23 protein-coding genes and 2 tRNA genes are annotated in these 24,510 nt (G+C 70.2%); 14 read left to right on the top strand and 11 right to left on the bottom strand.

Annotation, left to right across the window (positions count from 1 at the left end):
• Positions 1-37 precede the first annotated feature (37 nt).
• A complete protein-coding gene (locus ABZT02_RS28125; RefSeq protein WP_356022029.1) occupies positions 38-304 on the top strand; it encodes a hypothetical protein in 267 nt (88 codons plus the stop codon).
• Between the two features lie 11 nt (positions 305-315).
• Entirely contained in the window at positions 316-846 is a 531-nt protein-coding gene (locus ABZT02_RS28120; protein WP_356022027.1) for a hypothetical protein, read from the top strand.
• A gap of 20 nt (positions 847-866) precedes the next feature.
• Here the strand turns inward: ABZT02_RS28120 and ABZT02_RS28115 are convergent, their stop codons facing one another.
• Together ABZT02_RS28115 and ABZT02_RS28110 are read right to left on the bottom strand one after the other, a co-directional pair.
• Positions 867-1,598: a decarboxylase gene (locus tag ABZT02_RS28115; protein ID WP_356022024.1), complete on the bottom strand. Its 732-nt coding sequence runs from the start codon at positions 1,596-1,598 to the stop codon at positions 867-869.
• Positions 1,595-2,419, bottom strand: a complete 825-nt coding sequence (locus ABZT02_RS28110; protein WP_356022022.1) for a decarboxylase — start codon at positions 2,417-2,419, stop codon at positions 1,595-1,597. The genes ABZT02_RS28115 and ABZT02_RS28110 overlap by 4 nt, the downstream gene beginning before the upstream one ends.
• Before the next feature lie 199 nt (positions 2,420-2,618).
• On the opposite strand from ABZT02_RS28110, the gene ABZT02_RS28105 reads away from it, so the two are divergent.
• Positions 2,619-3,566, top strand: coding sequence for a D-2-hydroxyacid dehydrogenase (locus ABZT02_RS28105; protein ID WP_356022019.1), 948 nt, complete (start codon positions 2,619-2,621; stop codon positions 3,564-3,566).
• 19 nt (positions 3,567-3,585) lie between these two features.
• Entirely contained in the window at positions 3,586-4,998 is a 1,413-nt protein-coding gene (locus tag ABZT02_RS28100; RefSeq protein ID WP_356022017.1) for an amidase, read from the top strand.
• Between the two features lies 1 nt (position 4,999).
• Here the strand turns inward: ABZT02_RS28100 and ABZT02_RS28095 are convergent, their stop codons facing one another.
• Positions 5,000-5,494, bottom strand: a complete 495-nt coding sequence (locus tag ABZT02_RS28095; RefSeq protein ID WP_356022014.1) for a DUF3830 family protein — start codon at positions 5,492-5,494, stop codon at positions 5,000-5,002.
• A 97-nt stretch (positions 5,495-5,591) separates the two neighbouring features.
• On the opposite strand from ABZT02_RS28095, the gene ehuB reads away from it, so the two are divergent.
• The 6 genes from ehuB (at position 5,592) to ABZT02_RS28065 (ending at position 9,856) form a co-directional block, all read left to right on the top strand.
• A complete protein-coding gene (gene ehuB / locus ABZT02_RS28090; protein WP_356022012.1) occupies positions 5,592-6,497 on the top strand; it encodes an ectoine/hydroxyectoine ABC transporter substrate-binding protein EhuB in 906 nt (301 codons plus the stop codon).
• Positions 6,494-7,192, top strand: a complete 699-nt coding sequence (ehuC, locus tag ABZT02_RS28085) for an ectoine/hydroxyectoine ABC transporter permease subunit EhuC (RefSeq protein ID WP_356022010.1) — start codon at positions 6,494-6,496, stop codon at positions 7,190-7,192. The genes ehuB and ehuC overlap by 4 nt, the downstream gene beginning before the upstream one ends.
• Positions 7,189-7,839, top strand: a complete 651-nt coding sequence (ehuD, locus tag ABZT02_RS28080; protein ID WP_356022007.1) for an ectoine/hydroxyectoine ABC transporter permease subunit EhuD — start codon at positions 7,189-7,191, stop codon at positions 7,837-7,839. Before ehuC ends, ehuD begins: the two co-directional genes overlap by 4 nt.
• Positions 7,840-7,849: 10 nt before the next feature.
• The gene (gene ehuA, locus ABZT02_RS28075) at positions 7,850-8,626 is read left to right on the top strand and encodes an ectoine/hydroxyectoine ABC transporter ATP-binding protein EhuA (protein WP_356022005.1); all 777 of its coding nucleotides are present in this window, start codon (positions 7,850-7,852) and stop codon (positions 8,624-8,626) included.
• A 311-nt stretch (positions 8,627-8,937) separates the two neighbouring features.
• Complete coding sequence (locus tag ABZT02_RS28070) at positions 8,938-9,690, top strand: IclR family transcriptional regulator C-terminal domain-containing protein (protein ID WP_356022003.1); 753 nt, start codon at positions 8,938-8,940, stop codon at positions 9,688-9,690.
• Between the two features lie 92 nt (positions 9,691-9,782).
• Positions 9,783-9,856: transfer RNA gene (locus tag ABZT02_RS28065), tRNA-Lys, on the top strand.
• Here the strand turns inward: ABZT02_RS28065 and ABZT02_RS28060 are convergent.
• From ABZT02_RS28060 to ABZT02_RS28040, 5 genes are all read right to left on the bottom strand, one after another.
• Positions 9,822-11,468, bottom strand: a complete 1,647-nt coding sequence (locus ABZT02_RS28060; protein WP_356022001.1) for an AMP-binding protein — start codon at positions 11,466-11,468, stop codon at positions 9,822-9,824. The genes ABZT02_RS28065 and ABZT02_RS28060 overlap by 35 nt on opposite strands.
• Positions 11,469-11,508: 40 nt before the next feature.
• The gene (locus ABZT02_RS28055) at positions 11,509-11,943 is read right to left on the bottom strand and encodes a hypothetical protein (protein ID WP_356021999.1); all 435 of its coding nucleotides are present in this window, start codon (positions 11,941-11,943) and stop codon (positions 11,509-11,511) included.
• An 86-nt stretch (positions 11,944-12,029) separates the two neighbouring features.
• Positions 12,030-12,635, bottom strand: coding sequence for a lytic polysaccharide monooxygenase (locus ABZT02_RS28050; protein WP_356021997.1), 606 nt, complete (start codon positions 12,633-12,635; stop codon positions 12,030-12,032).
• Positions 12,636-12,730: 95 nt separating this feature from the next.
• Entirely contained in the window at positions 12,731-13,840 is a 1,110-nt protein-coding gene (locus ABZT02_RS28045; RefSeq protein WP_356021995.1) for an SPFH domain-containing protein, read from the bottom strand.
• 37 nt (positions 13,841-13,877) lie between these two features.
• Entirely contained in the window at positions 13,878-15,200 is a 1,323-nt protein-coding gene (locus ABZT02_RS28040) for a peptidoglycan-binding protein (protein WP_356021993.1), read from the bottom strand.
• A gap of 153 nt (positions 15,201-15,353) precedes the next feature.
• Here ABZT02_RS28040 and ABZT02_RS28035 point away from each other — a divergent pair.
• The 3 genes from ABZT02_RS28035 (at position 15,354) to ABZT02_RS28025 (ending at position 19,848) form a co-directional block, all read left to right on the top strand.
• Positions 15,354-15,427: transfer RNA gene (locus tag ABZT02_RS28035), tRNA-Lys, on the top strand.
• 504 nt (positions 15,428-15,931) lie between these two features.
• Positions 15,932-17,914 carry a glycosyltransferase family 2 protein gene (locus ABZT02_RS28030; RefSeq protein ID WP_356021991.1) on the top strand — a complete coding sequence of 661 codons (1,983 nt, stop codon included), beginning with the start codon at positions 15,932-15,934 and terminating at the stop codon, positions 17,912-17,914.
• Positions 17,911-19,848 (top strand): kelch motif-containing protein, encoded by a 1,938-nt coding sequence (locus tag ABZT02_RS28025; RefSeq protein ID WP_356021989.1) that lies wholly within the window; start codon positions 17,911-17,913, stop codon positions 19,846-19,848. Before ABZT02_RS28030 ends, ABZT02_RS28025 begins: the two co-directional genes overlap by 4 nt.
• A gap of 62 nt (positions 19,849-19,910) precedes the next feature.
• On the opposite strand, the gene ABZT02_RS28020 is transcribed toward ABZT02_RS28025, so the two are convergent.
• The gene (locus ABZT02_RS28020) at positions 19,911-20,951 is read right to left on the bottom strand and encodes a glycoside hydrolase family 6 protein (RefSeq protein WP_356021987.1); all 1,041 of its coding nucleotides are present in this window, start codon (positions 20,949-20,951) and stop codon (positions 19,911-19,913) included.
• A 163-nt stretch (positions 20,952-21,114) separates the two neighbouring features.
• Between ABZT02_RS28020 and ABZT02_RS28015 the strand changes: the two genes are divergently transcribed.
• Complete coding sequence (locus ABZT02_RS28015) at positions 21,115-21,894, top strand: GAF and ANTAR domain-containing protein (protein WP_356021985.1); 780 nt, start codon at positions 21,115-21,117, stop codon at positions 21,892-21,894.
• 284 nt (positions 21,895-22,178) lie between these two features.
• Here ABZT02_RS28015 and ABZT02_RS28010 read toward each other — a convergent pair whose 3' ends face one another.
• Positions 22,179-23,738 carry an LPXTG cell wall anchor domain-containing protein gene (locus ABZT02_RS28010; protein WP_356021983.1) on the bottom strand — a complete coding sequence of 520 codons (1,560 nt, stop codon included), beginning with the start codon at positions 23,736-23,738 and terminating at the stop codon, positions 22,179-22,181.
• An 81-nt stretch (positions 23,739-23,819) separates the two neighbouring features.
• A complete protein-coding gene (locus tag ABZT02_RS28005) occupies positions 23,820-24,509 on the bottom strand; it encodes a class F sortase (protein WP_356021981.1) in 690 nt (229 codons plus the stop codon).
• Position 24,510 lies beyond the last annotated feature (1 nt).

Here is a 24,510-nt window from a genome sequence, read left to right as displayed (position 1 = left end):
CCGGAGCGCACAACCCGACAAACCGGAGGGATCGCCCATGACGCGGGAGAACACATCGCGGCCGTCGGACCTCGGACCGCTCGAACCCGGCACCAGACAGCGCGCCCAGTTGTCCATCCGTATCGCCGACATCGCGTGGACCGCGCTGAGTGTCGTCGCCGCCCTGTGGGCGGTCCTGGCCACCGTCGACGCCGTGCGGGGCACCGGCTCGTGGGCCTACTGCGCGGTGGCACTGGTGCTGCTGGCCGTCGGCCTGACGATGCGGATCGTCGGCATCCGCCGCCGGGCCCGGACCGGGTTGTGAGGGAGGACTCCGTGGAGCGCGTCCACACCCTGCTCAGCAGGCATCCGTGGATCCAGTTCGTGCTGTCCGTGCTGCTCGCCTCCGCCCTGGTCCTGCTGCTGTTCCCCGAGCGGTCGCCCGGCTCGGTCCTGGTGCGCATGGCCTTCACCTCCCTCGGCGGGATCGCCGTCGTGCTCGCCGTGCGCCGCAGGGAGAAGCGGGCCGCCGGATCGACCGACGGTCTCGTCTCGCTGGACCGCAAGCTGCGCCGCGGCGAGGTCCCCACCGCGCCCGAGGAGCGGCAGGCCATGCGTGACCTGGTGGAACAGCGTCTGCATCGCACCCGCCACCGTGTCGCGGCCCAGATCTTCCTCGTCGTCCTGTGGGGAGCCTTCGTGGTGCTGACGGCCCTGACCGCGGGACCGCGGCAGACCCTCGGCCTCGCCGTGCTCGGCGTCGCCTTCCTGGGCTGGCTCACCCTCTACGGCAACCTCCAGCACCGCCGGCTGCGCACCATGCGCACGGCGCTCACCACCGACGTCCCGCAGGAGCGTCGACGGTGAGCACCTGAAGCCACCCCGCGTCAGACCTGGACGATGGGCTCCCTCGTGAACAGCGCCCCCATCGCCGGCGCGTTCACCCGGCGGTCCGTCAGCCTCAGGGCCTCCCAGACGGAGACCTGGTTCGCGGTGAGGACCGGCTTGCCGAGCTCCTTCTCCAGGGCGGGGATGTGGGAGGCCGTGTGGAGGGCCGTGTCCGGGAGGAGCACCGCCTCGGCGTCCGGCGAGTCGGCCTCCCTGGCCAGCGCGAAGATCTCCTCCTCGCCCCAGGTGCCGACCTCCGCGGCGGTGATGATCCCGGCGCCGTGGACCTGGCCGACCTCGACCCCGCCCGCCCGCAGGAACTGGGCGAACAGGGCCGCCACGTCGTCCGGGTAGGTCGCCGCGACCGCCACCCGCCCGGCGCCGATCTCCTTCGCCGCGTGCACGAAGGCGAAGGACGTCGAGGACGCGGGCATCCCGGCCGTGCGGGCGAGGGCCTGGACCTGCTCCTGGGCGCCCTCCCAGCCGTGGACGAAGCTGCCGCTGGTGCAGGCCCAGACGACGGACTCGGCGCCCGACATGCGCAGCTCCTCGACGCCCGCGGCGAGCCGGTCGGGCGAGCCCATCTCCAGGAGGGCGTCCACGCGGTGGGCGTCCGTGCCGATGTCGGTGTGGACCACGTCCAGGCGGATGTCGCTGCCCAGGAGCTGTTCGATGCGCGGATAGTCGTCCTCGGCGGAATGGCCCGGGTAGAGGAATCCGAGTGCGGTCATGTCCAGCCTTCCTGCTGCTGTTCTCCGTCCGGCAGTTCCCGGACTTCCGGCAGACCCGGAATCTCCGGGCGCACGGGACCGGACCTCGCCGCCGGGTCGATCAGCGCCTGGTACGGTCCCACGGCTCGGGTACCCAGTCGGCGCAACGCCGCCCACATGGTCACCTGGTTGGCCGAGATCACCGGTATGCGCAGTTCCGCCTCCAGTTGCGGGATCACGTCGTACGTCGGCAGGTTGGTGCAGCTGATGAACAGCGCCTGGGCGTCGGCTCGTACGGCCTTGTGGGCCATCTCGGAGACCTGGCGGTAGGGCACCTTCCAGATGTGATGGGTCAGGCCCATGTAGGCGCAGCCGCTGACGGCGACGCCGGCCTCGGCGACGTACTCCTCCAGCGACCTGGTCACCGACACCGTGTACGGCGTCACCAGCGCGACCCGGCGCACGCCGAGCTCGGCGAGGGCGTCCAGGAGGGCGCCGGACGTGGTCAGGGAGGTGACCGCGCCCGCCCTGGTCATGGCGGCGCACATGGCGCGTTCCCCGGCGATCCCGCCGACGAAGCTGCCGGAGGTGCAGGCGTAGGCGATGACCTCGGGGGCGATGGCGTTGAGCGTGCGCACGGCCTCGTGCAGGGTCTCGTGCTCGCTGACCAGGCGGGCCAGGTCGAGGCTGACCTCGACGGGGACGTACGGGGTGCGGGTCAGATGGAGCGAGATCTCGTCGGGAACCCAGCGCCACAGCTCGCGGTCGAGCGCGAAGTCGAAGGGGGCGACGACACCGACACCGCGCTGCGGGCGAGGACCGCCCAGAAAGGAAACGTCCATGGCGAAGACCGGCCTCACGGTGAGAGACGGAGGGGCAGCGGAGCGTGCACAACGTCCGTGTTGACGAAGGTAGGTTCGGGTGCGAGCGTGGTCAATCCGCCCATGTCACGCTCACGTCGCTCCGGTGTCGACACCGGCGTTTTCCGCCCATGTCAGACGCCCGGCAGCCTCCGCGACGATCCGTAGAAACGGTGCCTCGATGTCCGTCCCCACCCTTCTGGTCCTTGACGCGGACCCCCCGCCCAGGCTGGGAAGACTCACCGGCCGGGCCCGGATCGTGCACGCGGACGAGACCACGCTCGCCGAGCGGCTGCCGTCCGCCGACGTGCTGCTGGTCTGGGACTTCACCTCGACCGCGGTGCGTGACGCGTGGCCGGGCGAGGGCCCGCGGCCGCGCTGGGTGCACACGGCGAGCGCGGGCGTGGACCACCTGATGTGCCCCGAACTCGCCGTCTCCGACACGGTGGTCACCAACGCGCGCGGGGTCTTCGACCAGCCGATCGCCGAGTACGTCGCCGCGCTGGTCCTGACGATGGCCAAGGACCTGCCGCGGACCCTGGAGCTGCAACGCGAGGGCGCCTGGCGGCACCGGGAGTCCCAGCGGGTGGCCGGCACGCGTGCGTGCGTGGTGGGTTCCGGGCCCATCGGGCGGGCGATCGTGAGCACCCTCAAGGCACTCGGCATCACCACCGCCCTGGTCGGCCGTCGCTCGCGCACCGGGATCCACGGCCCCGACGACCTCGACCGGTTGATGGCCCGCGCGGACTGGGTGATCGCGGCCGCCCCGCTCACCGCGGAGACCCACGGCATGTTCGACGCCCGCCGCTTCGGGATGATGCAGCCCTCCGCGCGGTTCATCAACATCGGCCGCGGTCCGCTGGTCGTGGAGGACGCGCTGGTGGAGGCGGTGTCCAAGCGGTGGATCGCCGGAGCCGCCCTCGACGTGTTCGACACCGAACCGCTGCCGCCCGAGAGTCCGTTGTGGCAGGTCCCGGGTCTGATCGTGTCCCCGCACATGAGCGGCGACACCGTCGGCTGGCGCGATGAACTCGGCACGCAGTTCGTGGAGTTGTACGAGCGCTGGGCGGCGGGCAGATCACTGACGAACGTGGTCGACAAGCAACGCGGGTACGTACCAGGGCACTGACGTCGACGGAGGGGCACATATGCGGGACCTCACCGAACTGACCGCCGTACAACTCGTCGAGGGCTACCGCAAGGGCGAGTTCAGCCCCGTGGAGGCGACCCGGGCGGCTCTCGACCGGGCCGAACGGATCCAGCCGGAGGTGAACGCCTTCGTCCGTCTGACCGGCGAGGAGGCCCTGGCGCAGGCGAGCGCGTCGGCCGACCGGTGGCGACGCGGGGAACCGTCCGGCGCGGTGGACGGCGTCCCGGTCACGGTGAAGGACATCCTGCTGATGCGCGGCGCCCCGACACTGAAGGGCTCCAAGACGATCGCGGAGAACGGGAGTTGGCACGAGGACGCCCCTTCGGTGGCCCGGCTGCGGGAGAGTGGCGCGGTCTTCCTCGGCAAGACCACGACGCCCGAGTTCGGCTGGAAGGGCGTCACGGACTCACCCCTGTCGGGCGTGACCCGCAATCCGTACGACCCGACGCGCACCGCGGGCGGTTCCAGTGGCGGTGCCGCGGCGGCCGTGGCACTCGGCGCGGGGCCGCTCGCGCTCGGCACGGACGGCGGCGGCAGCGTCCGTATCCCGGCCGCGTTCTGCGGGATCTTCGCCCTGAAACCGACGTACGGACGCGTGCCGCTCTACCCGGCCAGCGCGTTCGGCACCCTGGCCCATGTCGGCCCGATGACCCGCGACGCGGCCGACGCGGCGCTGCTGCTCGACGTCATCGGGGTGCCGGACTCCCGCGACTGGTCGGCGCTGGGCCCGGCGGCCGGCCCGTACTCCGCGGCCCTGTCGGGCGGGGTGCGGGGGCTGCGGGTCGCGTACTCGCCGTCCCTCGGCGGCCAGGTGGCCGTACAGCCCGGCGTCGCGGCCGCGGTCCGCCGTGCCGTGGAGCGCCTGGCCGGACTCGGCGCGTACGTCACCGAGGCCGACCCCGACTTCGCCGACCCGGTCGACGCCTTCCACACCCTGTGGCTCAGCGGGGCGGCCCGGGTGACCCAGCATCTCGGGCCGCATCAGCGGGAGTTGCTGGATCCCGGGCTGCGGGAGATCTGCGGCCGCGGTGCCCGAATGAGCGCCCTCGACTACCTGGCCGCGGTGGACGTACGGATGGAACTGGGGCGCCGGATGGGCCGCTTCCACGACTCCTACGACCTGCTGGTCACCCCGGCGCTGCCGATCACCGCGTTCGAGGCGGGCACGGAGGTCCCGAAGGGCTCGGGGCATCACCGGTGGACGGGGTGGACGCCGTTCACGTACCCCTTCAACATGACGCAGCAGCCGGCGGCGAGCGTGCCCGTCGGCACGGACGGCGACGGGCTGCCGGTGGGACTGCAGATCGTGGCGGCCCGGCACCGGGACGACCTGGTGCTGCGGGCGGCGCACGCCTTGTACGAGTCGGAAGCGGCGGGCATCCGGCCGCCCGCCCCGGCCCACGCCGGGTGAGCTAGGCCCGGCTGAAACGGAGGCTCTCGCCGAGGGCGCCCGAGCGCCAGAGGTCGTTGCAGCCCTCGGCCAGGGTGTCCAGGCCGTCCACCACCTGGCCCCACACGATCCCCGGCACCCAGCCCACGTCGGCGTTCAGGAGCAGGTTGTTGCGTTCGTAGAACAGGGCCAGGTCGACGACGGTCGTGCCCGCGCGGACCTCGCGGTCGTAGCCGTAGGACTTGGTGCCGAGTTCGGTGCCCGCGAAGGAGAAATAGCAGAGATCTCCGGGAATCGGGGTGACTGTCGGATTTTCCAGGGGTGGTTCCGTTTCCGCGAAAGGCGGGAAAAGGGCGTAGATCTCATTGCGTGCGTACTTCGCGTGATAGACGTCACCGGCGAGCGGGAGGGCATCCCATACGGCGGCGCAGGTGATCGGCGCCCGATCGTCGAGGAGCTTCGCCCTGGCGGTGATTCCCCGCTTGACCAGCGATACTTCGATGTAGCGGTCAGCCATGCATTCCATGGTCCCCCGCCGGTCAAGAGGGCCTCCATGCGGAACGGGGCTCAAATCGATCCGCATAAGTCGCATCCGGTCGGGTAGCCGCGCCGCCATGGCTCCACCACTGGAACATGGCGAACACATATCCGGGACCACCCGCCGATCGCTGCTCGCGGGGGTGGCGGCGCTCGGTGCCCTGGGCGCCGCGGGCTGCTCACGCGTGGCCACCGCCTCCACCACGGGCGGCGGTGAACTGCTCGACCGGCTGCGGGCGGCAGGTGTCGTACGGCTGGGAATCGCCGGTGAGATCCCCTTCGGGTACATCGACAAGAACGGCGAACTGACCGGCGAGGCGCCCGAACTGGCGAAGGTCATATTCAAGCGGCTCGGGGTGGACCGGGTGCAGCCCGTGCCGACCGAGTTCGGCTCGCTCATTCCGGGGCTCACGTCACAGCAGTTCGATGTCGTGGCCGCCGGGATGTATGTGACCCCCGAGCGCTGCGAGCAGGTCATCTTCGCCGACCCCGATTACCAGATCCAGGACTCCTTCGTCGTACGGAAGGGGAATCCGCTGGGCCTGCACAATTACCAGGACGTCGTCAAGAAGAAGGCGCGGTTCAGCACCGCGACGGGGAACGCGCAGATCGATTACGTCATCGACGCGGGGTACAAGCGGAGCGACATCCTGCTCGTCCCGGACCAGGTGGCGGGGCTGAACGCCGTGGAGGCCGGCCGCGTCGACGTGTTCGCCGGGACCGCCGTCACCACCCGTGCGGTGGTGCAGAAGTCCAGCAAGGCGGAGGCGACCAAGCCGTTCTCCGCGATCGTGGACGGCAAGCCGCACATCGACGGCGGAGCCTTCGCGTTCCGGCCGACCGAGACGAATCTGCGGGACGCCTTCAACGTCGAGCTGCACAAGCTGAAGAAGAGCGGCGAGGTGCTGAGGATCCTCAGGCCCTTCGGCTTCACCCAGGCCGAGATGACGGACCTGACCGCGAAGGAGCTCTGCGGCGGATGACAACCGGACTCTGGGAACTGGTCCTCCGGGGCATCTGGACGACCGTACAGCTGCTGGTCTTCAGCTCGCTGCTCGCCGCCGCCGTGTCCTTCGTGGTCGGCGTCGCGCGCACCCACCGGCTGTGGATCGTCCGCTTCCTCGCGGGCTTCTACACCGAGGTGTTCCGCGGGACCTCGGCGCTGGTGATGATCTTCTGGGTGTTCTTCGTGCTGCCCCCGGCCTTCGGCTGGCAGCTGGTCCCGATGTGGGCGGGCACGCTCGCGCTCGGACTGACCTACGGGGCGTACGGCTCCGAGATCGTGCGCGGGGCGCTCAAGGCGGTCGACCCGGCCCAGCAGGAGGGCGGGATCGCGCTGAGCTTCACGCCCTGGCAGCGGATGCGGCTGATCCTGCTGCCGCAGGCGGTGCCGGAGATGATCCCGCCGTTCTCCAACCTGCTGATCGAACTGCTCAAGGGCACCGCGCTGGTGTCCGTGATGGGCATGGGCGACCTGGCGTTCAGCGGCAACCTGGTGCGGCTCGCCCTCCAGGAGAGCGCCGGGATCTACACATATCTGCTGCTCATCTACTTCGTGATCGCGTTCCTCCTCACCCGCTTGATGCGCGGTCTGGAGAAGAAGCTCAAGGCGGGGGTCGGCAAGGAACCCACGCGTGAGGTCCAGGTGCCCCAGCCTGTCGGAGGTGGTGTCGGATGACCTGGGACTGGAGTGCCGTAAGCGACTTCATGCCGCAGTTCTGGGACGGACTGCTGGTCACCCTGCAGGCCCTCGCGCTCGGCTCGCTGATCTCCTTCGCGCTCGGCCTGGTGTGGGCGCTGCTGATGCGCGCGCCGTCGCGGTTCGTGCGCTGGCCGGTCGGGGTGGTCACGGAGTTCGTGCGCAACACCCCGCTGCTGGTCCAGCTGTTCTTCCTCTTCTATGTGCTGCCCGAGTGGGGTGTGACCCTCTCGGCGCTGGCCACCGGTGTCATCGGGATCGGGCTGCACTACTCGACGTACACCATGCAGGTCTACCGCGCCGGTATCGAGGCGGTGCCCGCCGGCCAGTGGGAGGCGGCGACGGCGCTGAACCTGCCGCGGGTGCGGACCTGGCAGGTGGTGATCCTGCCGCAGGCGATCCGCCGGGTCGTGCCGGCCCTCGGCAACTACGTGATCTCGATGCTCAAGGACACGCCGCTGCTGATGGTGATCACGGTCCTGGAGATGCTCGGCCAGGCGCGGCTGTACTCGCAGCAGCACTTCCAGTTCACCGAGCCCCTGACCGTGATCGGCGTGGCCTTCGTCGTCATCTCCTATCTGGCCTCCCTTCTTCTGCGATCCCTGGAGCGACGTCTTGTCCGCTGACACCCCTCTCATGAAGGAACCCGACGCCAACACCAACCCGCCGGTGGACGGCAGCGAGCTCATCCGCTTCGAGAACGTGACCAAGCGGTTCGGATCGAACACGGTCCTGGACCGGCTGAACTTCTCCGTCGACTCCGGCAAGCACGTGACGCTGATCGGTCCCTCCGGGTCCGGCAAGACCACGATCCTGCGGATGCTGATGACGCTGACCAAGCCCGACGAGGGCACGGTCTCCGTCGACGGCGAGAAGCTGTTCCCGGCGGCGGAGAAGCAGCTCCGCGAGGTGCGGAAGAAGATCGGGATGGTCTTCCAGCAGTTCAACCTGTTCCCGAACATGTCGGTCCTCAGGAACATCACCGAGGCGCCCGTCACCGTGCTCGGCCTGCCGAAGGACGAGGCGGAGGCACGCGCGCGTGAGCTGCTCGACCTGGTGGGTCTTGCCGACAAGGCCGGCGCCCGGCCGACCCAGCTGTCCGGCGGGCAGCAGCAGCGGGTGGCGATCGCGCGGGCGCTGGCCATGCGGCCGCGGGTGCTGCTGCTCGACGAGGTCACCTCGGCGCTCGACCCGGAACTGGTCGCCGGCGTCCTCGACGTGCTGCGGGACATCGCCCGCACCACCGACATCACGATGCTCTGCGTGACCCACGAGATGAACTTCGCCCGGGACATCTCCGACCAGGTCCTGATGTTCGACTCCGGCCGCATCATCGAGTCGGGTCCGCCGGAGAAGATCTTCAGCGACCCCGAGAAGGACCGCACCCGGGAATTTCTGAGCGCGGTCCTCTGACCCACCAGAAGTGAACAGTGTTCAATCTTCGAGGTCCCGGACCCGGGTCATGTCTCTGGCATATGCCAGCGTGTCAGCGCCCCTGCTGAGAGGGCCCGGTCCGGGGGCGGAATCTCGTCAACAGCCGCTCACTACAAGCCTTTTGCCGGTTATCGTGGAGGGGATCGCTGTCTGGATTACGGCCCAGTAGTAGTGCGACCGAGCGAGCGCAGGGGGAACACCGTGGCGCTGCTGTGCTATCCCGGGGGACAACCCCCGGACCCCCGGCCGAAGACCCACGTGCTCAACTCTTCCATGCGAGGTGTGTCACCGTGAGGATCGAGCCGACCGCGCCGTACCACTCGGCCCAGGACGCACTGCGCGTCCTGGAGACCGTGGCGCGGCACACCGCCGGAGTCACCGACGCCGAACTCGCCAGCACCACCGGCCTCGACCCGGAGCGGCTGACCGCGCTCCTGAGGATGCTGCGCCGCGAGGGGTACGTCGAACAGGTCGCCGACGGCGCGTATGTGACGGGGGACGCCCTGACCAGGCTGACCTCCGCGCACGACCGCGACGAGGCGCTGCGCGACAAGCTCCAGCGCACCCTCGACGAACTGCGCGACTCGATCGGCGCGGCCGTCTACATCAGCCGGTACGTCGACGGCGAGGTCACCATCGCCCAGTACGCCGACGGTCCCACGACCCCGGCGGTCAACGAGTGGGTGGACTTCCGCTCCTCCGCCCACGCCACCGCGCTCGGCAAGAGCCTGCTCAGCCAGCTCGACCACAACGGCCGCCGCGACCACCTCTCCCGGCACCGCATGACCCGCCTCACCTCGCGGACCATCACCAACGACAAGCTGCTGCTCTCCCGCCTGGAGGCCCAGCCGCCGACGGTCCCCCACCTCGACCTCCAGGAGTACGCGGTGGGCACGGTCTGCGCGGCGGTGCCGATCACGGCGGGGTCGTCGGTGGGCTGCCTGGCCCTGTCCCTCCCGATCGACCAGGCCCACCGGCTCCGCCAGGCGACGGACCGCCTGAACAGGAGCGCAGCCCCGCTGCTGCTGTCCCTGGCGATCTGAGAGCGGCCGCCCGCAGGTGGTCAGAAGCACCCCTCAGGACCGGGTAGTATTTTTCCTGTCGCCAGCCGCCGAAGGCGGAGGGCGAGAGTCATGCGCCGCTAGCTCAGTTGGTTAGAGCAGCTGACTCTTAATCAGCGGGTCCGGGGTTCGAGTCCCTGGCGGCGCACCGGTGAAGGGCCTCTCGTGGGAGCGAGAGGCCCTTCCGCGTTTTCCAGCCGCTGGTATGTCAGTGACCCCGGCGGGCGCCACCACACCGGGTCCGCGCAGGACACGCCCTCCTTCCTGAGCCGCGCCCGGTGGATCTTGTTCGTGGCCGTGACCGGCATCCGCTTCACCACCCGTACGAACCGGGGTGCCATCTTCGTGCCGAGATCGGGCTGGGCTTCCAGGAAGTCCGCGAAGGCCACCGGATCGAAGGTCCCCGCGACGGTCGCCATCACCTGGTCCCCGGTGACCGGATCCGGCACCGCGTACACGGCGACGGCCACCGCCCCCTCGTAGCGCGCGAGGATGTTCTCGATCATCGCCGCGGCCAGGTTCTCGCTGTCGACGCGGAGGCTGTCATCGGTACGGCCCGCGAAGTAGAGGTGGCCGTCGGCGTCCCGGTAGAAGAGGTCGCCGGTCCAGTACCAGCCTCCCCGGCGGCGCTCGGCCTCCGCCTCGGGGTTGCGCCAGTACCCCTCGAAGGGGTTCGGAGCCTTGTTCACCAGCTCCCCTATCGCCTCGTCCCCGTTCAGCAGCCGCCCGGCCGCGTCGAATCGCGCGGGCGGACACTCCCGACCCGTCTCCTGATCGAGTACGACGAGCCCGGGCCCCGCCCGACCGACCGCGCCCCGCGGAGTCCCGGGCGCCCACTGGATCGCCGCGCCGCCCTCGGAGGACCCGTACCCCTCCACCAGCCGCACCCCGAACCGCCGCTCGAAGGCCGCCGCGTCCACGGCCCCCGCCTCGGTGCCGAAGCCGAGCCGCAACGGGTTGTCCCGGTCGTCCTCGCGCGCCTCGGTGGCCAGGACGTACTGGATCGCCCGGCCGACATAGGTGAAGTACGTCGCCCCGTACGCGCGGACGTCCGCCAGGAACCCCGAGGCCGAGAACCGCCGCCGGAGCGCGACCCCGGCCCCGCTCGCCAGCGCGGGCGCCCAGTCGGCGATCACGGCGTTGCCGTGGAACATCGGCATGCAGACGTAGTGCACACCCTCGGGGCCGAGCCGGAACTGGTCGGCCAGCGAGCGCCCGGCGGCGGCCAGCCGGCCCTGGGAGCAGAGCGCGGCCTTGGGGGCGCCGGTCGAGCCGGAGGTGAAGTAGAGGAGCAGCCGGTCGTCGGGGGTGGCGCGGGAGGCGTCCGGTTCGGCGTCGGCGCAGGGCGCGAGCAGGGTGTCGTACTCCTCGGTGCCGGTCACCAGCAGGCGGACGCCGGGGAGGTCGAGGCCGCGCAGCAACGGCAGGTGGGACGCCTCGCTGATCAGCAGACGGCATTCGGTGTGCAGGATGTCGCGGGCCAGTTCGGGGCCCCGGCGGGTGGGGTTGACCCCGGCGACCGCCGCGCGGGCGAGGGCGGCGGCGCCCAGCCACAGCGGGTACTCGGGGGTGTTGTCGAGCAGCACACCGATGTGGGCCCCGGCACCCGGCAGCAGGTCGGTGAGCAGTGCCGCGCGTGCGGCGGCGCCCGCGGCGACCTCGTGGTGGGTGAGCGCCCGCCCCTCGAACCACAGCCCGGGCCGGTGGTCACCCCACCGCCCGGCGACGAGCTCCGCGACCGTACGCCTCTTGGAGTCCATGGAGGCGCACGGTAGTTGACGGGCCGTCAGATGTGGAGGCCTAGGACGTCGCGGTCAGGGCGATCATGACGACCGCGCAGACGAGCACGACCACGCCGGCCATGGCGAGCACCGCGCAGGCGGCACACCCGTGCCCGCCACGGCCGGGGCGGGCCGTCGCCACGACGTCCGGGCCGTCGGCGTAGTGGACGGTGACGATGTCGCCCTCGAGTATCGTCCCCGGACCGCCCTCCTCCTCGAAACGGACGACCCGGCCGTCACGGGCCCTGAACTCGTACACATGACGCAGCGCGGTGCGCACCCGTGTGTCGCCGCCCCCGTGGGCCATCGCATACACCCGCAGGCACCGCCCCTCGGCGGTCAGACCACTCCGCCAGGCGCTGCGCATCCGCAGCCAGCGCCGCACCACCACGTACGCGGCCAGAAGGACCACGGCCATGATCTGGACGGGAATGACGTAGAAGAAGGCGTCCATGGCAGATCCCCCGAGGTCAGGCACCGATCGCGTGATCGTGTGGGGGAACCTACCCCGGGGGACGCCTGGACTGCCTCAAGCGATGCTCAGAACGTGACGTCCGAGCAGGCGTAGAACGCGTTCGCCGTGTCGGCGATCGTCCACACCGCGACGATCACGTGCCGTCCGCTGAGCCCGGACGGCAGGGTGCCGCTGTGCGAGAGGGTGGAGGGGGGTCGCTGACCGTTGTAGGGGACGGTCAGGAACGGGGTGAGGTTGAGGTCGGAGCGGGTCAGGTTGTGGTTCTGGTTCCAGCCCGCCTTGGTGACGTAGTACTTGAAGTCGGTCGTGGCGTGCATGGCGGTGAACTGCCAGCGGAAGGTGTAGCTCTGGCCTCCCGTCACCCTGGTCGCCGGCCAGGCGGTGCCCGACGGAGTCCGCGGCGCGCTGAGCTGGCTGAAGCGGCTCACGCCGCCGTTGCATATCTGGCCGTCGGCGGGTCCGCCGGCCGGGAAGCCCTTGGGGCCCTCGACGCTCTGCGGCTCCCACTGGATGTCGCCGCAGTTCGTCACGGTGCCGTTCTGGCAGAGCTTCTGCCTGCTGATGGGGAGGTCGGTGTAGCCGTGACCGCTGGCGCCCCCGGTGGAGAGGACGAGGGTGCCGGCGGTGGTGAGTCCGAGTGCGGTGGCGTACCACTTGGCCTTTCTGCGCATGCTGCTGCTCCTGGGAACGTGGGGGAAGTTCAGTGAGCTTGCAGGTCTAGACCAAGTACCAGGCTATTACCGCTACTTGAACATGTCCATCCCCATCACGAGCCCGCTTCCTGCCGTCCCGCGCAGAACGCCACCGTCAAGTCCTTCACCAGCGCCTTGCGTTCGTAGTCGTCCAGTTCCACCAGGCCCCGCATGGTCAGCCGGGTCACCGTGTCCTCCACCGAGTCCACGACCGAGGTCAGCACGGTGGCCCGGTGCTGGGCGTCCAGCGCGGCGATCCGGCGGCGGTGCATCGCGGCGGCCACCTCGGGGGCGTACTCGACGCGCAGCGGCTGGACCGAGAACACCTCGACGCCGACGGGCGCGGTCTCCGCGGCCACCAGCCGGGTCAGCGCCTCCCCCGCCGCGTCGACCGCCCCGCGGCCGGAGCCCGGCGCCTCCACCGGGACCCGGGCGAGCGCGGCCTCCACGCACTCGCGCAGGTACGTCTCGTGGTCGTCGACGCCGAGCGTGGCCCGCGCGGTGTCCCGCACCCGCCACACCACCAGGACGACGACCCGGAGCGCCACCCCGCTCGCGTCGGCGGCCGGCATCGGCTCGCCGCGCCAGTGCCGCAGCCGTACGTCGACCCGGCGGCGCAGCAGCAGCGGGTTGACCCACATCAGCCCGGTGCGCCGGACGGTCCCCCGGTAGCGGCCGAACAGCCCGAGCACCCAGGCGCCGCCGGTGCGGCCGCGGGCCAGTCCGCCGAAGCCGAACAGGCCGAGGGCACCGGCTCCGGCGTACGCCGCCCACTGCGCCGGACCGAGGCCCGCGCCCGCGAAGGCCGGGATCCTGAGGGCCGCCAGGGCGAGCGGCGGCAGCAGCCCTGCCCACCACGAGGTGGCCGCGCACCCGGCCAGTCCGCAGGTGCCGGCGAGGACGCCCGCCGAGCCCGGCAGCACCCGCGCGGGGCGCTCGGCCAGCTCGGGGTCGACGTCGGGGGCGGGACGCGGGGTGACCTGGGCGGGCCTGCGCAGGCGGGGTTGTTCCCCGGTGCCCTGCCGACGTGCCACCACCGCGGGCTTCAGCGGTACCGAGACCGGGTCCGGGTCGTCACGGAAGAGCAGATGGATCGGGATCTCGGTGGTCGCCTCGTTCTGGATGAGCCGGGCGGACCGGGACGGCCCCTCGGACTCGGGGGTGTGTGAAGTGGTCGTGCTCATGTGTGTCTCCAGCCTCCGCGCCAGATGTCACAGGTGGTCATGAGAAGAGTCGCCGCCAGGTCTCCGGTCCCGGATAGCCGTCCGCCGCGCCGCCCCGCCAGCCCTGGGCGCGCTGGAAGGCCTCGACGCCCCGCCGGTCCGGCTCGCCCCAGCGCGGCCCCGGCCCAGTCGTGTAGTACTTGCCGAACCCTTTCTTCACCAGCTGCCTGCCGAGCCGGGTGACGTACTCGTTGGTCGCGCCGGGCCGGAACATCGCGCGCCCCGGGTAGCCGGGGACGCCGTGCGAGGAGGGCGCCGGCGGGCCCGCTGCCCTCGTCCGACCGCCTGCCTCCTCGATGTCCCTGCCCTTGCCGGTCACCAGCAGCGTCCAGGTCTGCGCCCCGGGCAGCCCTTTCGCGTCCTCGCCGTGCCGGCCCTGCGCCTGCTGGAACGCCCGGGTGGCCCTGCGGTCCGCGTCCGTCCAGCGGGGGCCGGGACCGGAGGGGTAGTAGCGCCCGGCACCGCGCTTCACGAGCATGCGGCCGAGCTGGGTGACGTACTTGTTGTTGGCCCCGGGACCGAAGTAGGCGGCCCCCGGGTAGGACGTCGCCTCGGGCGCCTCCGGCTTGCCGTTGTCCGGCTCGGCGGTGTCCGGCTCCGCGCCCGCCGCGGGGCCCGCGAGCCCCTTGTACCGGTAGGCGACGTACCGGTCCGAGTTGCTCCAGTAGGCGTACGGGGTGACCTGCTCGCGGGCGTACGGGCGGGTCTCCTCGTAGGCGAGGTAGTAGGTGTGCGTGTAGTCCGTCCAGCCACCGAAGATGACGACGTGGGAGCCCTGCTCGGGGTTGTCCGGGTTGTGGAAGAGCAGGATGTCACCGGGCTGGAGGTCGTCCTTGGCGATTTTGATCCCGTACTGGCCCAGGCTGCCGGTCCACTCGTTGCCCGGCAGGCTCCAGGCCATGGACACGAAGCCCGAGCAGTCCTGCCGGTAGCCGTCGCCCCAGTACGCGGACATGCTGTACGGCACCCTCGCGGTGACCCACTGCTTGGCCCGCCGGATGATCTCGGCGCGGGTGGTGGTCGGCGCCTTGGCGACCGCCGGTCTGCCGCCGGGGCCGTGCAGCGGGGCCCTGTGGCCCTGTGGGGTGCCGGGTTCGTCACCCACGGGGGCACCCGGACGGGCCGGGGCGTGGGAGGCGGCGAAGGCGGGGGCCGCGTGGAAGGCGCCGAAGGCGGTGGAGGCCGCGGCGGCGAGGATCACGGCCCGGGTGGCGGCGGGGTGGCCGCCGGTCGATCGGGGGAGGACGCGCCGCCAGTGGACGCAACCGGGGCAGTCGCAGTCGCTGGCGGGATCGACTTCCTCGAATACCGGAGTCTCCATGCGATGCCCCTCACACTCCAGGTGAAAATGTCCGCAACTGTACACATTCGTCAGTTTCTCAACTGTCGCCCGGACGCGCATGCTGACGGTCCGAATGATGTACGGCGGTCCGGAGCACCCTCCCGGTTCGGGTAAAGTTGCCCAGGTCAGCACGCGCCGCTAGCTCAGTTGGTTAGAGCAGCTGACTCTTAATCAGCGGGTCCGGGGTTCGAGTCCCTGGCGGCGCACAGACGATGACGGGCCCCTCGCTCAGGCGGGGGGCCCGCCCTGTTTTGCGGCGCACTCCGACACGAAAGGCCACCTCTCTCAGGCGGGGGCCTCCCTGCGTGAGAGGGGTGTGAACCGGACCGGCCCGGTGGCCGTATGGATGTCCGCAACGACTCCACCAGGCCCCCACAGGAACCACAATGAACGCGTATGACCGGTAAACACCGCGTTTCGCATCTTGCGATCATGATGAGCACCGTAGAACCCTGGTTTTCAAGATGCTGCGTATACGCGGCACTTGGGGGGCAAGGAGCCGGTTGCCGGTGTTGCGGGGAAAGGGGGCCCCGCTTCGGAGGACGCCGAGGGGGGCGTCTGCAACCGGAAGGTCGCTGTTACCTGTCTAGTGTTATGAAGATTGTGGTGACTGCGGCCCACCACTGATACGTCTGTGAAGGTCGAGGGGGACCGGAGCAGCCGTAAGGAAACGACGACACGCGGCTCGTCCGCGTGTGGGGGGATGACTCATGACGTCGACGCCGACGGGCGCCCGGCAGAATTTCGACCCGTCCGACACCACACAGCTCAGGCTGCCTTCGCATCGGACCGGCACACTGGGCCGGATAAAGAAGACCCTTCCGAAGTACGACTACGAGCACTACAGCAGACTGGCCGGTCCCCTCACACAACCCGACCCGGGCCGGCCCTACAAGGTGCAGTACCGCTCGCTGATCTCGCAGGAGCCGCACCGCATCCGGGTCGCCCTGATGCTCGCCGCCGCGCCCCTGCTCTCGCTGGTGCTGCTGGCCTGGCTGCTCCAGCCCGAGCACTGGACCGAGCGGGACTACCCGGCCTTCTCGTGGCTGCCGGCCCTGGACATCGTCATGCTCGTCTCGATCGGTCTGATCGAGTTCTTCCGCTGCATGAACGTCCTGTCCAACGCGCACGCCACCCTGGTCGCCCGGGACCCGGTCCCGGTGGTGCCCGAGACCGGCACCAGAGTGGCCTTCCTCACCTCCTTCGTGCCCGGCAAGGAGCCGCTGGAGATGGTGACGAAGACCCTGGAAGCCGCGGTGCGGATCCGCCACCGCGGCCTCATGCATGTCTGGCTCCTGGACGAGGGCGACGACCCGGCCGTCAAGGAGGTCTGCGCCCGGCTCGGTGTGCACCACTTCTCCCGCAAGGGCATCGAGAAGTGGAACCAGCCCAAGGGCCCGCACCGCGCGAAGACCAAGCACGGCAACTACAACGCCTGGCTGGACGCGCACGGCGACCAGTACGACTTCTTCGCCTCCGTGGACACCGACCATGTGCCGCTGCCCAACTACCTGGAGCGGATGCTCGGCTTCTTCCGCGACCCGGACGTCGGCTTCGTGATCGGCCCGCAGGTCTACGGCAACTACGACAACTTCGTCACCAAGGCCGCCGAGTCCCAGCAGTTCCTCTTCCACGCGCTGATCCAGCGCGCCGGCAACAAGTACGGCGCCCCGATGTTCGTGGGCACCTCCAACGCCGTACGGATCAAGGCGCTGAAGCAGGTCGGCGGCCTGTACGACTCGATCACCGAGGACATGGCCACCGGCTTCGAGATCCACCGCCACAAGAACCCGGCGACGGGCCGCAAGTGGCGCTCGGTCTACACCCCGGACGTGCTCGCGGTCGGCGAGGGCCCGAGCGCCTGGACGGACTTCTTCACCCAGCAGATGCGCTGGTCGCGCGGGACGTACGAGACGATCCTCAAGCAGTACTGGAAGGGCTGGTACTCGCTGCCGCCGAGCAAGCTCTTCAACTACACGATGATGATCATCTTCTACCCGATGTCCGCCCTCAACTGGATTCTCGCGGCCATGAGTTGCGCCCTGTTCCTGGGCCTGGGCGCCTCGGGTGTCAACATCGACCCGACCGTGTGGCTGATGCTCTACGGCAACGCCTCCGCGCTCCAGATCGGCCTGTACATCTGGAACCGCCGGCACAACGTCTCCCCGCACGAGCCGGAGGGGTCCGGCGGGGTCGCGGGCATGGTGATGTCGGCGCTGTCCGCCCCGCTGTACGCGAAGGCGCTGGTCGACTCGCTGCTGCGGCGCAAGAGCAAGTTCGTGGTCACGCCCAAGGGTGACTCCGCGAGCCCCGACCGGTGGTTCGCCACCTTCCGCTACCACTGGTACTTCATCGCGATCTTCGGTGGCTCGATCGGTGCCGGTATCGCCCTCGGGCACTCGCACCCCGCGATGATCACCTGGGCGACCTTCGCCATGCTGATCACCGCGACACCGATCCTCACCTGGCGGCACATGCTGCGACAGGCGAGGAAGAAGCCCGCCGCGGCCGCCGAAGCGCCCCACGGGCCGGCGATCCCGGCTCAGGCCCCGGCGCGGTACCAGCCGCAGCCGCTGCCCGCCCAGCACGCCCCGGCCCACAAGCCGACCTGGGCCGACTCGAACACGCATGACGAGGGCAACGACCAGACCATGCAGATCGCCCTCGGTGGACTTGGGGGACGTAAGGAATGAACGACCGTGCAGGCCGCCGCCGCGCCCGTCGACTCGCGATCGGCACGGCGGTGGTGCTCGCGCTGGCCGGGATGAACGGCCCGTGGCTGTACCGCTTCGGGACGGAGAAATACCACCAGTACCAGATCGACAAGCCCGAGTACAAAGCCGAGAACGGCAAGTGGGAGATCGTCCAGTTCCCCGAGAAGTACCGGCAGAACACCATCCACGCGGCGCTGCTGCGCACCGGGAAGGTACTGCTGGTGGCGGGTTCGGGCAACAACCAGGACAACTTCGACGCGAAGAGGTTCGACACCCGGATCTGGGACCCGGTCAAGGGCACGATCAAGAAGGTGCCGACACCCAAGGACCTGTTCTGCACGGGCCACACGCAGTTGGCGAACGGCAATCTGCTGATCGCCGGTGGCACCAAGCGGTACGAGAAGCTCAAGGGTGACGTCACCAAGGCCGGTGGCCTGATGATCGTCCACAACGAGAACCCGGACCGGCCGATCACCCTGCCCGCGGGCACCAAGTTCACCGGCAAGGAGAACGGCAGGACCTTCGTGTCCAGGGACCCGGTCGTCGTCGAGCGGGCCAGGAAGGTCTTCGACAAGGCGACGGGGAAGTTCCTGCGGAACGACCCCGGGCTCGGGCGCATCTACGTCGAGGCGCAGAAGAGCGGCCGGACGTACGAGACCGGCACCCAGGACAACTACCGGATCCAGGGGCTCACCGGGACGGACGCGCGCAACACGTACGGCATCGCGCAGAAGCTCGCGCTCGACAAGAAGGACTTCCAGGGGATCCGGGACGCCTTCGAGTTCGATCCGGTCGCCGAGAAGTACATCAAGGTCGACCCGATGAAGGAGGCCCGCTGGTATCCGACGCTCACGACCCTGAGCGACGGAAAGATCCTCAGTGTCTCCGGGCTCGACGACATCGGTCAGCTGGTGCCGGGCAAGAACGAGGTCTTCGACCCGAAGACCAAGAAGTGGACGTACCTCTCGAAGGTCCGTCAGTTCCCGACCTACCCCGCGCTGTTCCTGATGCAGAACGGCAAGATCTTCTACTCGGGGTCCAACGCGGGCTACGGGCCGGACAACGTGGGCCGGGTGCCGGGCATCTGGGACGTGGACAGCAACAAGTTCACGAAGATCCCGGGGCTCAGCGACGCGAACGAGATGGAGACCTCCGGGACGGTGCTGCTGCCTCCGGCACAGGACGAGAAGTTCATGGTGATCGGGGGTGGCGGGGTCGGCGAGTCGGCGCGGTCCAGCAACCGGACGCGGATCGTGGACATGAAGGCGTCCGACCCGAAGTTCGTGGACGGGCCGACACTGGAGAAGGGCACGCGGTATCCGCAGGCGTCGATCCTTCCCGACGACTCGGTGCTGGTGTCCGGGGGGTCGGAGGACTATCGCGGGCGCGGTGACTCCAACATCCTTCAGGCCCGGCTGTATCACCCGGACACGAACACGTTCGAGTCGGTGGCCGATCCGTTGGTGGGGCGCAACTACCACTCCGGGTCGCTGCTGCTGCCGGACGGGCGGGTGATGTTCTTCGGTTCGGACTCGCTGTACGGCGACAAGGCGAACACGAAGCCGGGGGTCTTCGAGCAGCGGATCGAGATCTACACGCCGCCCTATCTGTACCGGGACTCTCGGCCTTCGCTGTCCGGGGGGCCACAGACGATCGCCCGCGGGGCTTCGGGGACGTTCACTTCTCCGCAGGCCTCTGTGATCAAGAAGGTGCGGCTGATCCGGCCCAGCGCGTCCACTCATGTGACCGATGTGGATCAGCGGTCCATCGAGCTGAAGTTCACGGTCTCCGGGGACAAGGTGAAGGTGACGGTGCCGGAGAACAAGAACCTGGTGCAGTCGGGGTGGTACATGCTGTTCGTCGATGACGATCAGGGGACGCCGAGCAAGGCTCAGTGGGTTCGGGTGCCGTAGCGCTCCCGCAGGCCGTCCTTCGGGTGCGGGAGCGCTGTGGCTGGTCGCGCAGCCCCGCGCCCCTAGGGCGTTGAAGCCTCTGCCAGCTTCAATGCGTAGGTCGGCCACCACTCGCCCGCCTTCGGCCCTCCCTTGCACTCGCCGTCCGACTCACCCGGGCGCTTGACCCACAGGTAGGCGTCCACCAGCGGGTCCGCCGTCTTTATGGTCGGCGTCTCACCCAGGGCCCTGCTTGGTGGGTTGCACCAGCGCTCGTTCTCGTCGCCGTCCTTGTACGGGCCGTTGCCGTTGCGGCTGGTGTCGATGACGAAGTGTTTGTCGCCGACCTTCGAGGAGAGCTGCTTGCCGTAGGTGATGGAGTCCTTGGTGGAGTAGAAGTTGGAGACGTTCACCGAGAAGCCGTCGGCCTTGGCGATGCCGGCCCACTGGAGGGGTTCGAAGATCTGGTCCGGGTGGCCCCAGCCCGCGTTGCCCGCGTCCAGGTAGACCTTCGTGTTCTTCAGTGACGTGAGCTTCTCGATGGCGCCGGTGAGCAGGTCGTAGCGCTCCTCGTGGAACTCGTCCTTGGTGCAGCCGTCGACCAGGTGCAGGACGGCGTCCGGTTCGAGGATCACCGTCGCCGAGCGGTCGCCGATGCCCGCGGCCACGCCGTCGATCCAGGTCCGGTAGGCGTTGCCGTCGGCGGCGCCGCCCTGGGAGTACTGGCCGCAGTCGCGGTGCGGGATGTTGTAGAGGACGAGAAGGGCCGTACGGCCGGCCTTGTCCGCGGCCTCGGTGAAGCCGCGCGCCTCCTGCTCCGGGTTCTCCGGGCCGATCCACTCGCCGGTCGGCTGCTGGGCGATCTTGCGGATCTGGTCGGCCTCGTCGTCCTTGCCGCTCTTCAGGTACGAGGCGACCTGCTTGGCCGCGTTGCCGTCCGGGTTGACCCAGAACGGGTCTGCCTCCTTGGGCTGCTGGGTGATCCCGGCGTCGGCCTTGTCGCCTTCGCTCTTCTTGTCCCCGTCTCCCGAGGACGAGCACGCGGCGAGCAGCAGTGCCGCCCCCAGCACCGCCGCGGACGCCCGTGCGCGGGCCGCCCTCCTGGCCCCCCTGCTGACGTACATCCAATTCCCCCCTGGGTGCACTGTGGCAAGTCTCAATCGTGACACACCGGGCGCGCCGCCCACGAGGTCACCGGAGCCTTGTCCAAGAGCTGTTACAGCCCCGAAGGTCGGGGTAGGTGCGCGCCGTACGGGGGCGCTCGTCCATGAAGGGGAGTGCTCAGCGATGCGGTACGCCACCAGGGAGATCCGGCTGGCCTCGGCACTGGTGGAGGCGGCGGACACCCTCGTCGAGGGCTTCGAGGCCACCCGGTACTTACAACGGGTGTCCGACCACTGTGTGGAGCTGCTCGACGCCCGGGCGGCCGGGGTGATGCTCATCGACGGCGGCCGGTCGGTGTCGCTGGCCGCGAGCAGCCGGCACGAGCAGGTGGCGCTGGACCTGCTGGAGGCGCAGCACGGCGGCGGGCCCTGTCTGGACAGTTACGGCTCGGGAAAGGCCGTACCGCCCATCTCGATACGGGTCGCCCACGCGGCCGCCCGCTGGCCCGACTTCACCGAACGGGCCCTGCGGCACGACATCGTGACGACGTTCGCGGTGCCGCTGCGCCGCCGCGAGAACCTGCTGGGCGCCCTCAACGTGTTCGCGCCCACGCTGCCCGACACCGGCCCCGCCGACGGCGTCACCTCCGAGCTCCATGTCGCCCAGGCCCTCGCCGACGCCGCCGCGCTCGGTCTGCAGAACCGTCACACCTACGCCCAGTACCGCACCCTGTCCGGTCAGTTGCAGGAAGCCCTGTCCAGCAGGGTCCGCATCGAGCAGGCCAAGGGGATGCTCGCCGAGCGCTGGAGCGTCCCCGCCGACCGGGCGTTCATGGCGCTGCGGCAGTACGCGCGACGGCACCGGCTGCCCCTGGATCAGGTGGCGAGCGCGGTCATCGAGGGCGTCGCGGACGACGCCGGACTGCGCCGGGAGATCGACGCAGGCGCTGACGGACCCGCGTAGAACCCTGGCTCACCAGGGCGTATGACGGAGTGCCACGAGCACGGGCTTGGTGTCCATCAGCCTCTAGGCCGGGGCGCACATCCGTTCTAGAGTCTTCTCCTAGGGATACGGCCCCAGCCCCTGGCCGCAGTCATCACCACCGAGCCTCCAGGCCCTCCAGGCCTCCCGCGCCGTCGCCGGGTTACTCCCGCAGCCCGCGCGCGTGCGGTCGAGGACCAGCCCGGTCGGCGACTTCGGGGGGAGCGGGTCGCCGACCGGGCCAGGTGCCCCGAGTCCTCCTCGCGTCAGGCCTTCCTGCGCCGTACGAAGAACACCAGCGCGCCACCGATCAGCAGCGCGCCCGCGCCCACCGCGCCGGCGACGGGCAGCGCACTGCTGCTGCCCGTGCTGGCGAGCGTGCCGGTCACGGTCGCGTCGGTGACCGTCTGGGTCTTGACGTCGTTGCCGTCGTCCCCCGTGGCGGCGGGGGACGGGGTGGGCGAGGGGGTGGCGCCGTCGGCGTCCTCGACCTCGACGGTGACGGGCGCGGTGTTGTTGGCCTGGTTGTCGTCGAACTCCAGGGTGCTGTCGTACGCCGTGGTCGCCTTGGCCGCACCGGTGGTGGTCCCGGCACCCTCACGGATCTCCAGGCCGAAGCGGAAGGTACGGGTGTCCCCGACCTCGAACCCGGTCTCCTGAGGGTGACAGACGTACTGCGGCTCGCCGGGGGTCTGCTCGCCGCTGCCGGCCTTCACATCGGGGAGCCACACGCTGCACCGCTTGGGGATCTCCACGGCCCTGGTGCCGGTGGGGACGGTGAACAGCAGCGCCGGCTGGTCGTCGCTGACGTTGTTGTCCATGCGGGCCGGGCCCTCGTTGCTCAACGAGACGTCCACGTGCACCAGGTCGCCCGGCGCGCCCTCGGCGGTGTCGCCGCCCGCGGCCATGTCGGCGGAGTTGTCGGCCAGCACGTACTGCCTGCCGACCTCCGTGCCGGAGGTGTCCGCGGCTCCGGCGGCGACCAGGGAGAGCTTCGGACCGCTCCCCGACGGCGCCTTCGCGCCCGACAGGGGCAGGGCCTCGCGGCGGACGAACTCGTAGAGGGCCTGCTGGGTCACCTTCAGGTCCAGCGGCTGGTCCAGCCGGTAGCTCTTGCCGGGCTCGACGACTGTGTCGAAGGTGCACAGCGCCTGCTCGGAGGGGCCGCCGTACGGGTCCGCGGGGACCGTGGAGTAGGCGCAGTTGGAGAACCGGTCGGCATACGCGAGACCGCGGGTGGTGAGCACCTTCAGCTGGACCCCGTCGGCGGCCACGGAACCGGTGTTGCTGATGGTGACCGGCGTCTCGATCGTGGTCCCCGGCTTGTCGCCCTTGCGGTTCGCCAGCTTGTTCACCGTCAACTCGGCGGAGCCCACGGTCAGTTCGACGGGCGTGGAGACCACGGTCCCGTTGGACGACGTGCCCTTCATGATCACCGTGCCGGTGGTGCCGAGCGGGGTGTCGGGCTTGGGGTTGATGTCCACGATGCCGCCGGCGTAGTCGCCTTCGGGAACCTCCGCGATGGGGGACCCGGTGTAGACGTCGTCGGCCGGCTTGCCGTTGACGGTGAGCCAGCTCTTGACGTCGCTCAGGTCAATGCTGATGGTGACGTCCTTCGCGACACCGGGACCGTCGTTGTGGAACAGCCAGCTCAGCTGCGGCGGGTCGAGACTCGGTGGCATGGGCAGAGCGATCTTGTCCTGCTGCATCTCGATGTGCACGACCGGCCCGTCCGCGGCCTGCGCGGATGTCGCGGGCAGCCATGCGGCGACGACGGCCGCGACGGCGGTCAGCACGGCCCCCGCCCTGCGTCGGCGGTTGATCATCCTGGGTCCCTCCCCGCGGAGCGTGTCTCGCCCCGCCGGTCACTCAGACATCCGGCGGCCACCGAGGGTTGCCCCCGAGTTCTACCGGCCGCCCGTCAGATACGCCGAGACGATCACGTTCGCCGAGTAGCTGCGGCTCGCCCGGTCGAAGGTGCCGCCGCAGGTGATCAGGCGCAGTTCGGCGCGGCCCGGAGCGTGTGGGCCGTAGGCCTGGTGGGCGTCGAAGTGCTCGCGGGTGAGGGTCCGCACGTCGTCGACGGTGAACTCGGCGACCCGGCCGTCGTCGCGGATCACCCGGACCGTCTCGCCCGGCCTGAGGGCGCTGATCCGGTGGAAGACGGCGGGCCGCGTCTCGGTGTCGACGTGTCCCACCATCAGCGCGGTCCCGGCGGCCCCGGGTTGCGCGCCGGCCGCGTACCAGCCGACGACGCCGGGCTGGTCGAAGGGCGGTGGGGCGAGGGCGCCCCGGGCGTCCAGGCCGCGGGCCACCACGGGCGCCTGCACCCCGAGGTCCGGGATGTCGAGGCGCTGCGGCCGCGCTCCGGGCAACGGCCGGGCGGCGGCCGGCAGTTCGGCGACCGCCGGCGGGTGCCCGACCGCGGCCACCTCACCGGTGGTCGGCGCGGACAGGCCGTACCGTACGTCGGTGACCTCGCGCCCCCACAGCCACAGCCCGAGCAGCAGCGTCGCCCAGGCCACGCCGGCCAGTAGCCGTCCGGTACCGGAGACGCGGGCGCGGCCGCCCTCCGGGTCGGAGAAACGGTCGGACATC

Origin of the sequence: Streptomyces sp. NPDC005402 (assembly GCF_040606575.1) — a bacterium.
Lineage (GTDB): Bacteria > Actinomycetota > Actinomycetes > Streptomycetales > Streptomycetaceae > Streptomyces.
The sequence above is the reverse complement of the archived record's forward strand: the minus strand, read 5'-3'. Positions and strand labels throughout refer to the sequence as shown.

Bases quoted from the DNA above. Each gene is read 5' to 3' on its own strand.
- ehuA (WP_356022005.1), top strand. From the start codon at position 7,850: ATGAAGGAACCCGACGCCAACACCAACCCGCCGGTGGACGGCAGCGAG.
- ABZT02_RS28050 (WP_356021997.1), bottom strand. From the start codon at position 12,635: ATGCGCAGAAAGGCCAAGTGGTACGCCACCGCACTCGGACTCACCACC.
- ABZT02_RS28125 (WP_356022029.1), top strand. From the start codon at position 38: ATGACGCGGGAGAACACATCGCGGCCGTCGGACCTCGGACCGCTCGAA.
- ABZT02_RS28005 (WP_356021981.1), bottom strand. From the start codon at position 24,509: ATGTCCGACCGTTTCTCCGACCCGGAGGGCGGCCGCGCCCGCGTCTCC.
- ABZT02_RS28020 (WP_356021987.1), bottom strand. From the start codon at position 20,951: ATGTACGTCAGCAGGGGGGCCAGGAGGGCGGCCCGCGCACGGGCGTCC.
- ABZT02_RS28015 (WP_356021985.1), top strand. From the start codon at position 21,115: ATGCGGTACGCCACCAGGGAGATCCGGCTGGCCTCGGCACTGGTGGAG.
- ABZT02_RS28105 (WP_356022019.1), top strand. From the start codon at position 2,619: ATGTCCGTCCCCACCCTTCTGGTCCTTGACGCGGACCCCCCGCCCAGG.
- ABZT02_RS28095 (WP_356022014.1), bottom strand. From the start codon at position 5,494: ATGGCTGACCGCTACATCGAAGTATCGCTGGTCAAGCGGGGAATCACC.
- ehuB (WP_356022012.1), top strand. From the start codon at position 5,592: ATGGCTCCACCACTGGAACATGGCGAACACATATCCGGGACCACCCGC.
- ABZT02_RS28010 (WP_356021983.1), bottom strand. From the start codon at position 23,738: ATGATCAACCGCCGACGCAGGGCGGGGGCCGTGCTGACCGCCGTCGCG.
- ABZT02_RS28040 (WP_356021993.1), bottom strand. From the start codon at position 15,200: ATGGAGACTCCGGTATTCGAGGAAGTCGATCCCGCCAGCGACTGCGAC.
- ABZT02_RS28115 (WP_356022024.1), bottom strand. From the start codon at position 1,598: ATGACCGCACTCGGATTCCTCTACCCGGGCCATTCCGCCGAGGACGAC.
- ABZT02_RS28025 (WP_356021989.1), top strand. From the start codon at position 17,911: ATGAACGACCGTGCAGGCCGCCGCCGCGCCCGTCGACTCGCGATCGGC.
- ABZT02_RS28055 (WP_356021999.1), bottom strand. From the start codon at position 11,943: ATGGACGCCTTCTTCTACGTCATTCCCGTCCAGATCATGGCCGTGGTC.
- ABZT02_RS28030 (WP_356021991.1), top strand. From the start codon at position 15,932: ATGACGTCGACGCCGACGGGCGCCCGGCAGAATTTCGACCCGTCCGAC.
- ehuD (WP_356022007.1), top strand. From the start codon at position 7,189: ATGACCTGGGACTGGAGTGCCGTAAGCGACTTCATGCCGCAGTTCTGG.
- ABZT02_RS28045 (WP_356021995.1), bottom strand. From the start codon at position 13,840: ATGAGCACGACCACTTCACACACCCCCGAGTCCGAGGGGCCGTCCCGG.
- ABZT02_RS28100 (WP_356022017.1), top strand. From the start codon at position 3,586: ATGCGGGACCTCACCGAACTGACCGCCGTACAACTCGTCGAGGGCTAC.
- ABZT02_RS28110 (WP_356022022.1), bottom strand. From the start codon at position 2,419: ATGGACGTTTCCTTTCTGGGCGGTCCTCGCCCGCAGCGCGGTGTCGGT.
- ABZT02_RS28060 (WP_356022001.1), bottom strand. From the start codon at position 11,468: ATGGACTCCAAGAGGCGTACGGTCGCGGAGCTCGTCGCCGGGCGGTGG.
- ehuC (WP_356022010.1), top strand. From the start codon at position 6,494: ATGACAACCGGACTCTGGGAACTGGTCCTCCGGGGCATCTGGACGACC.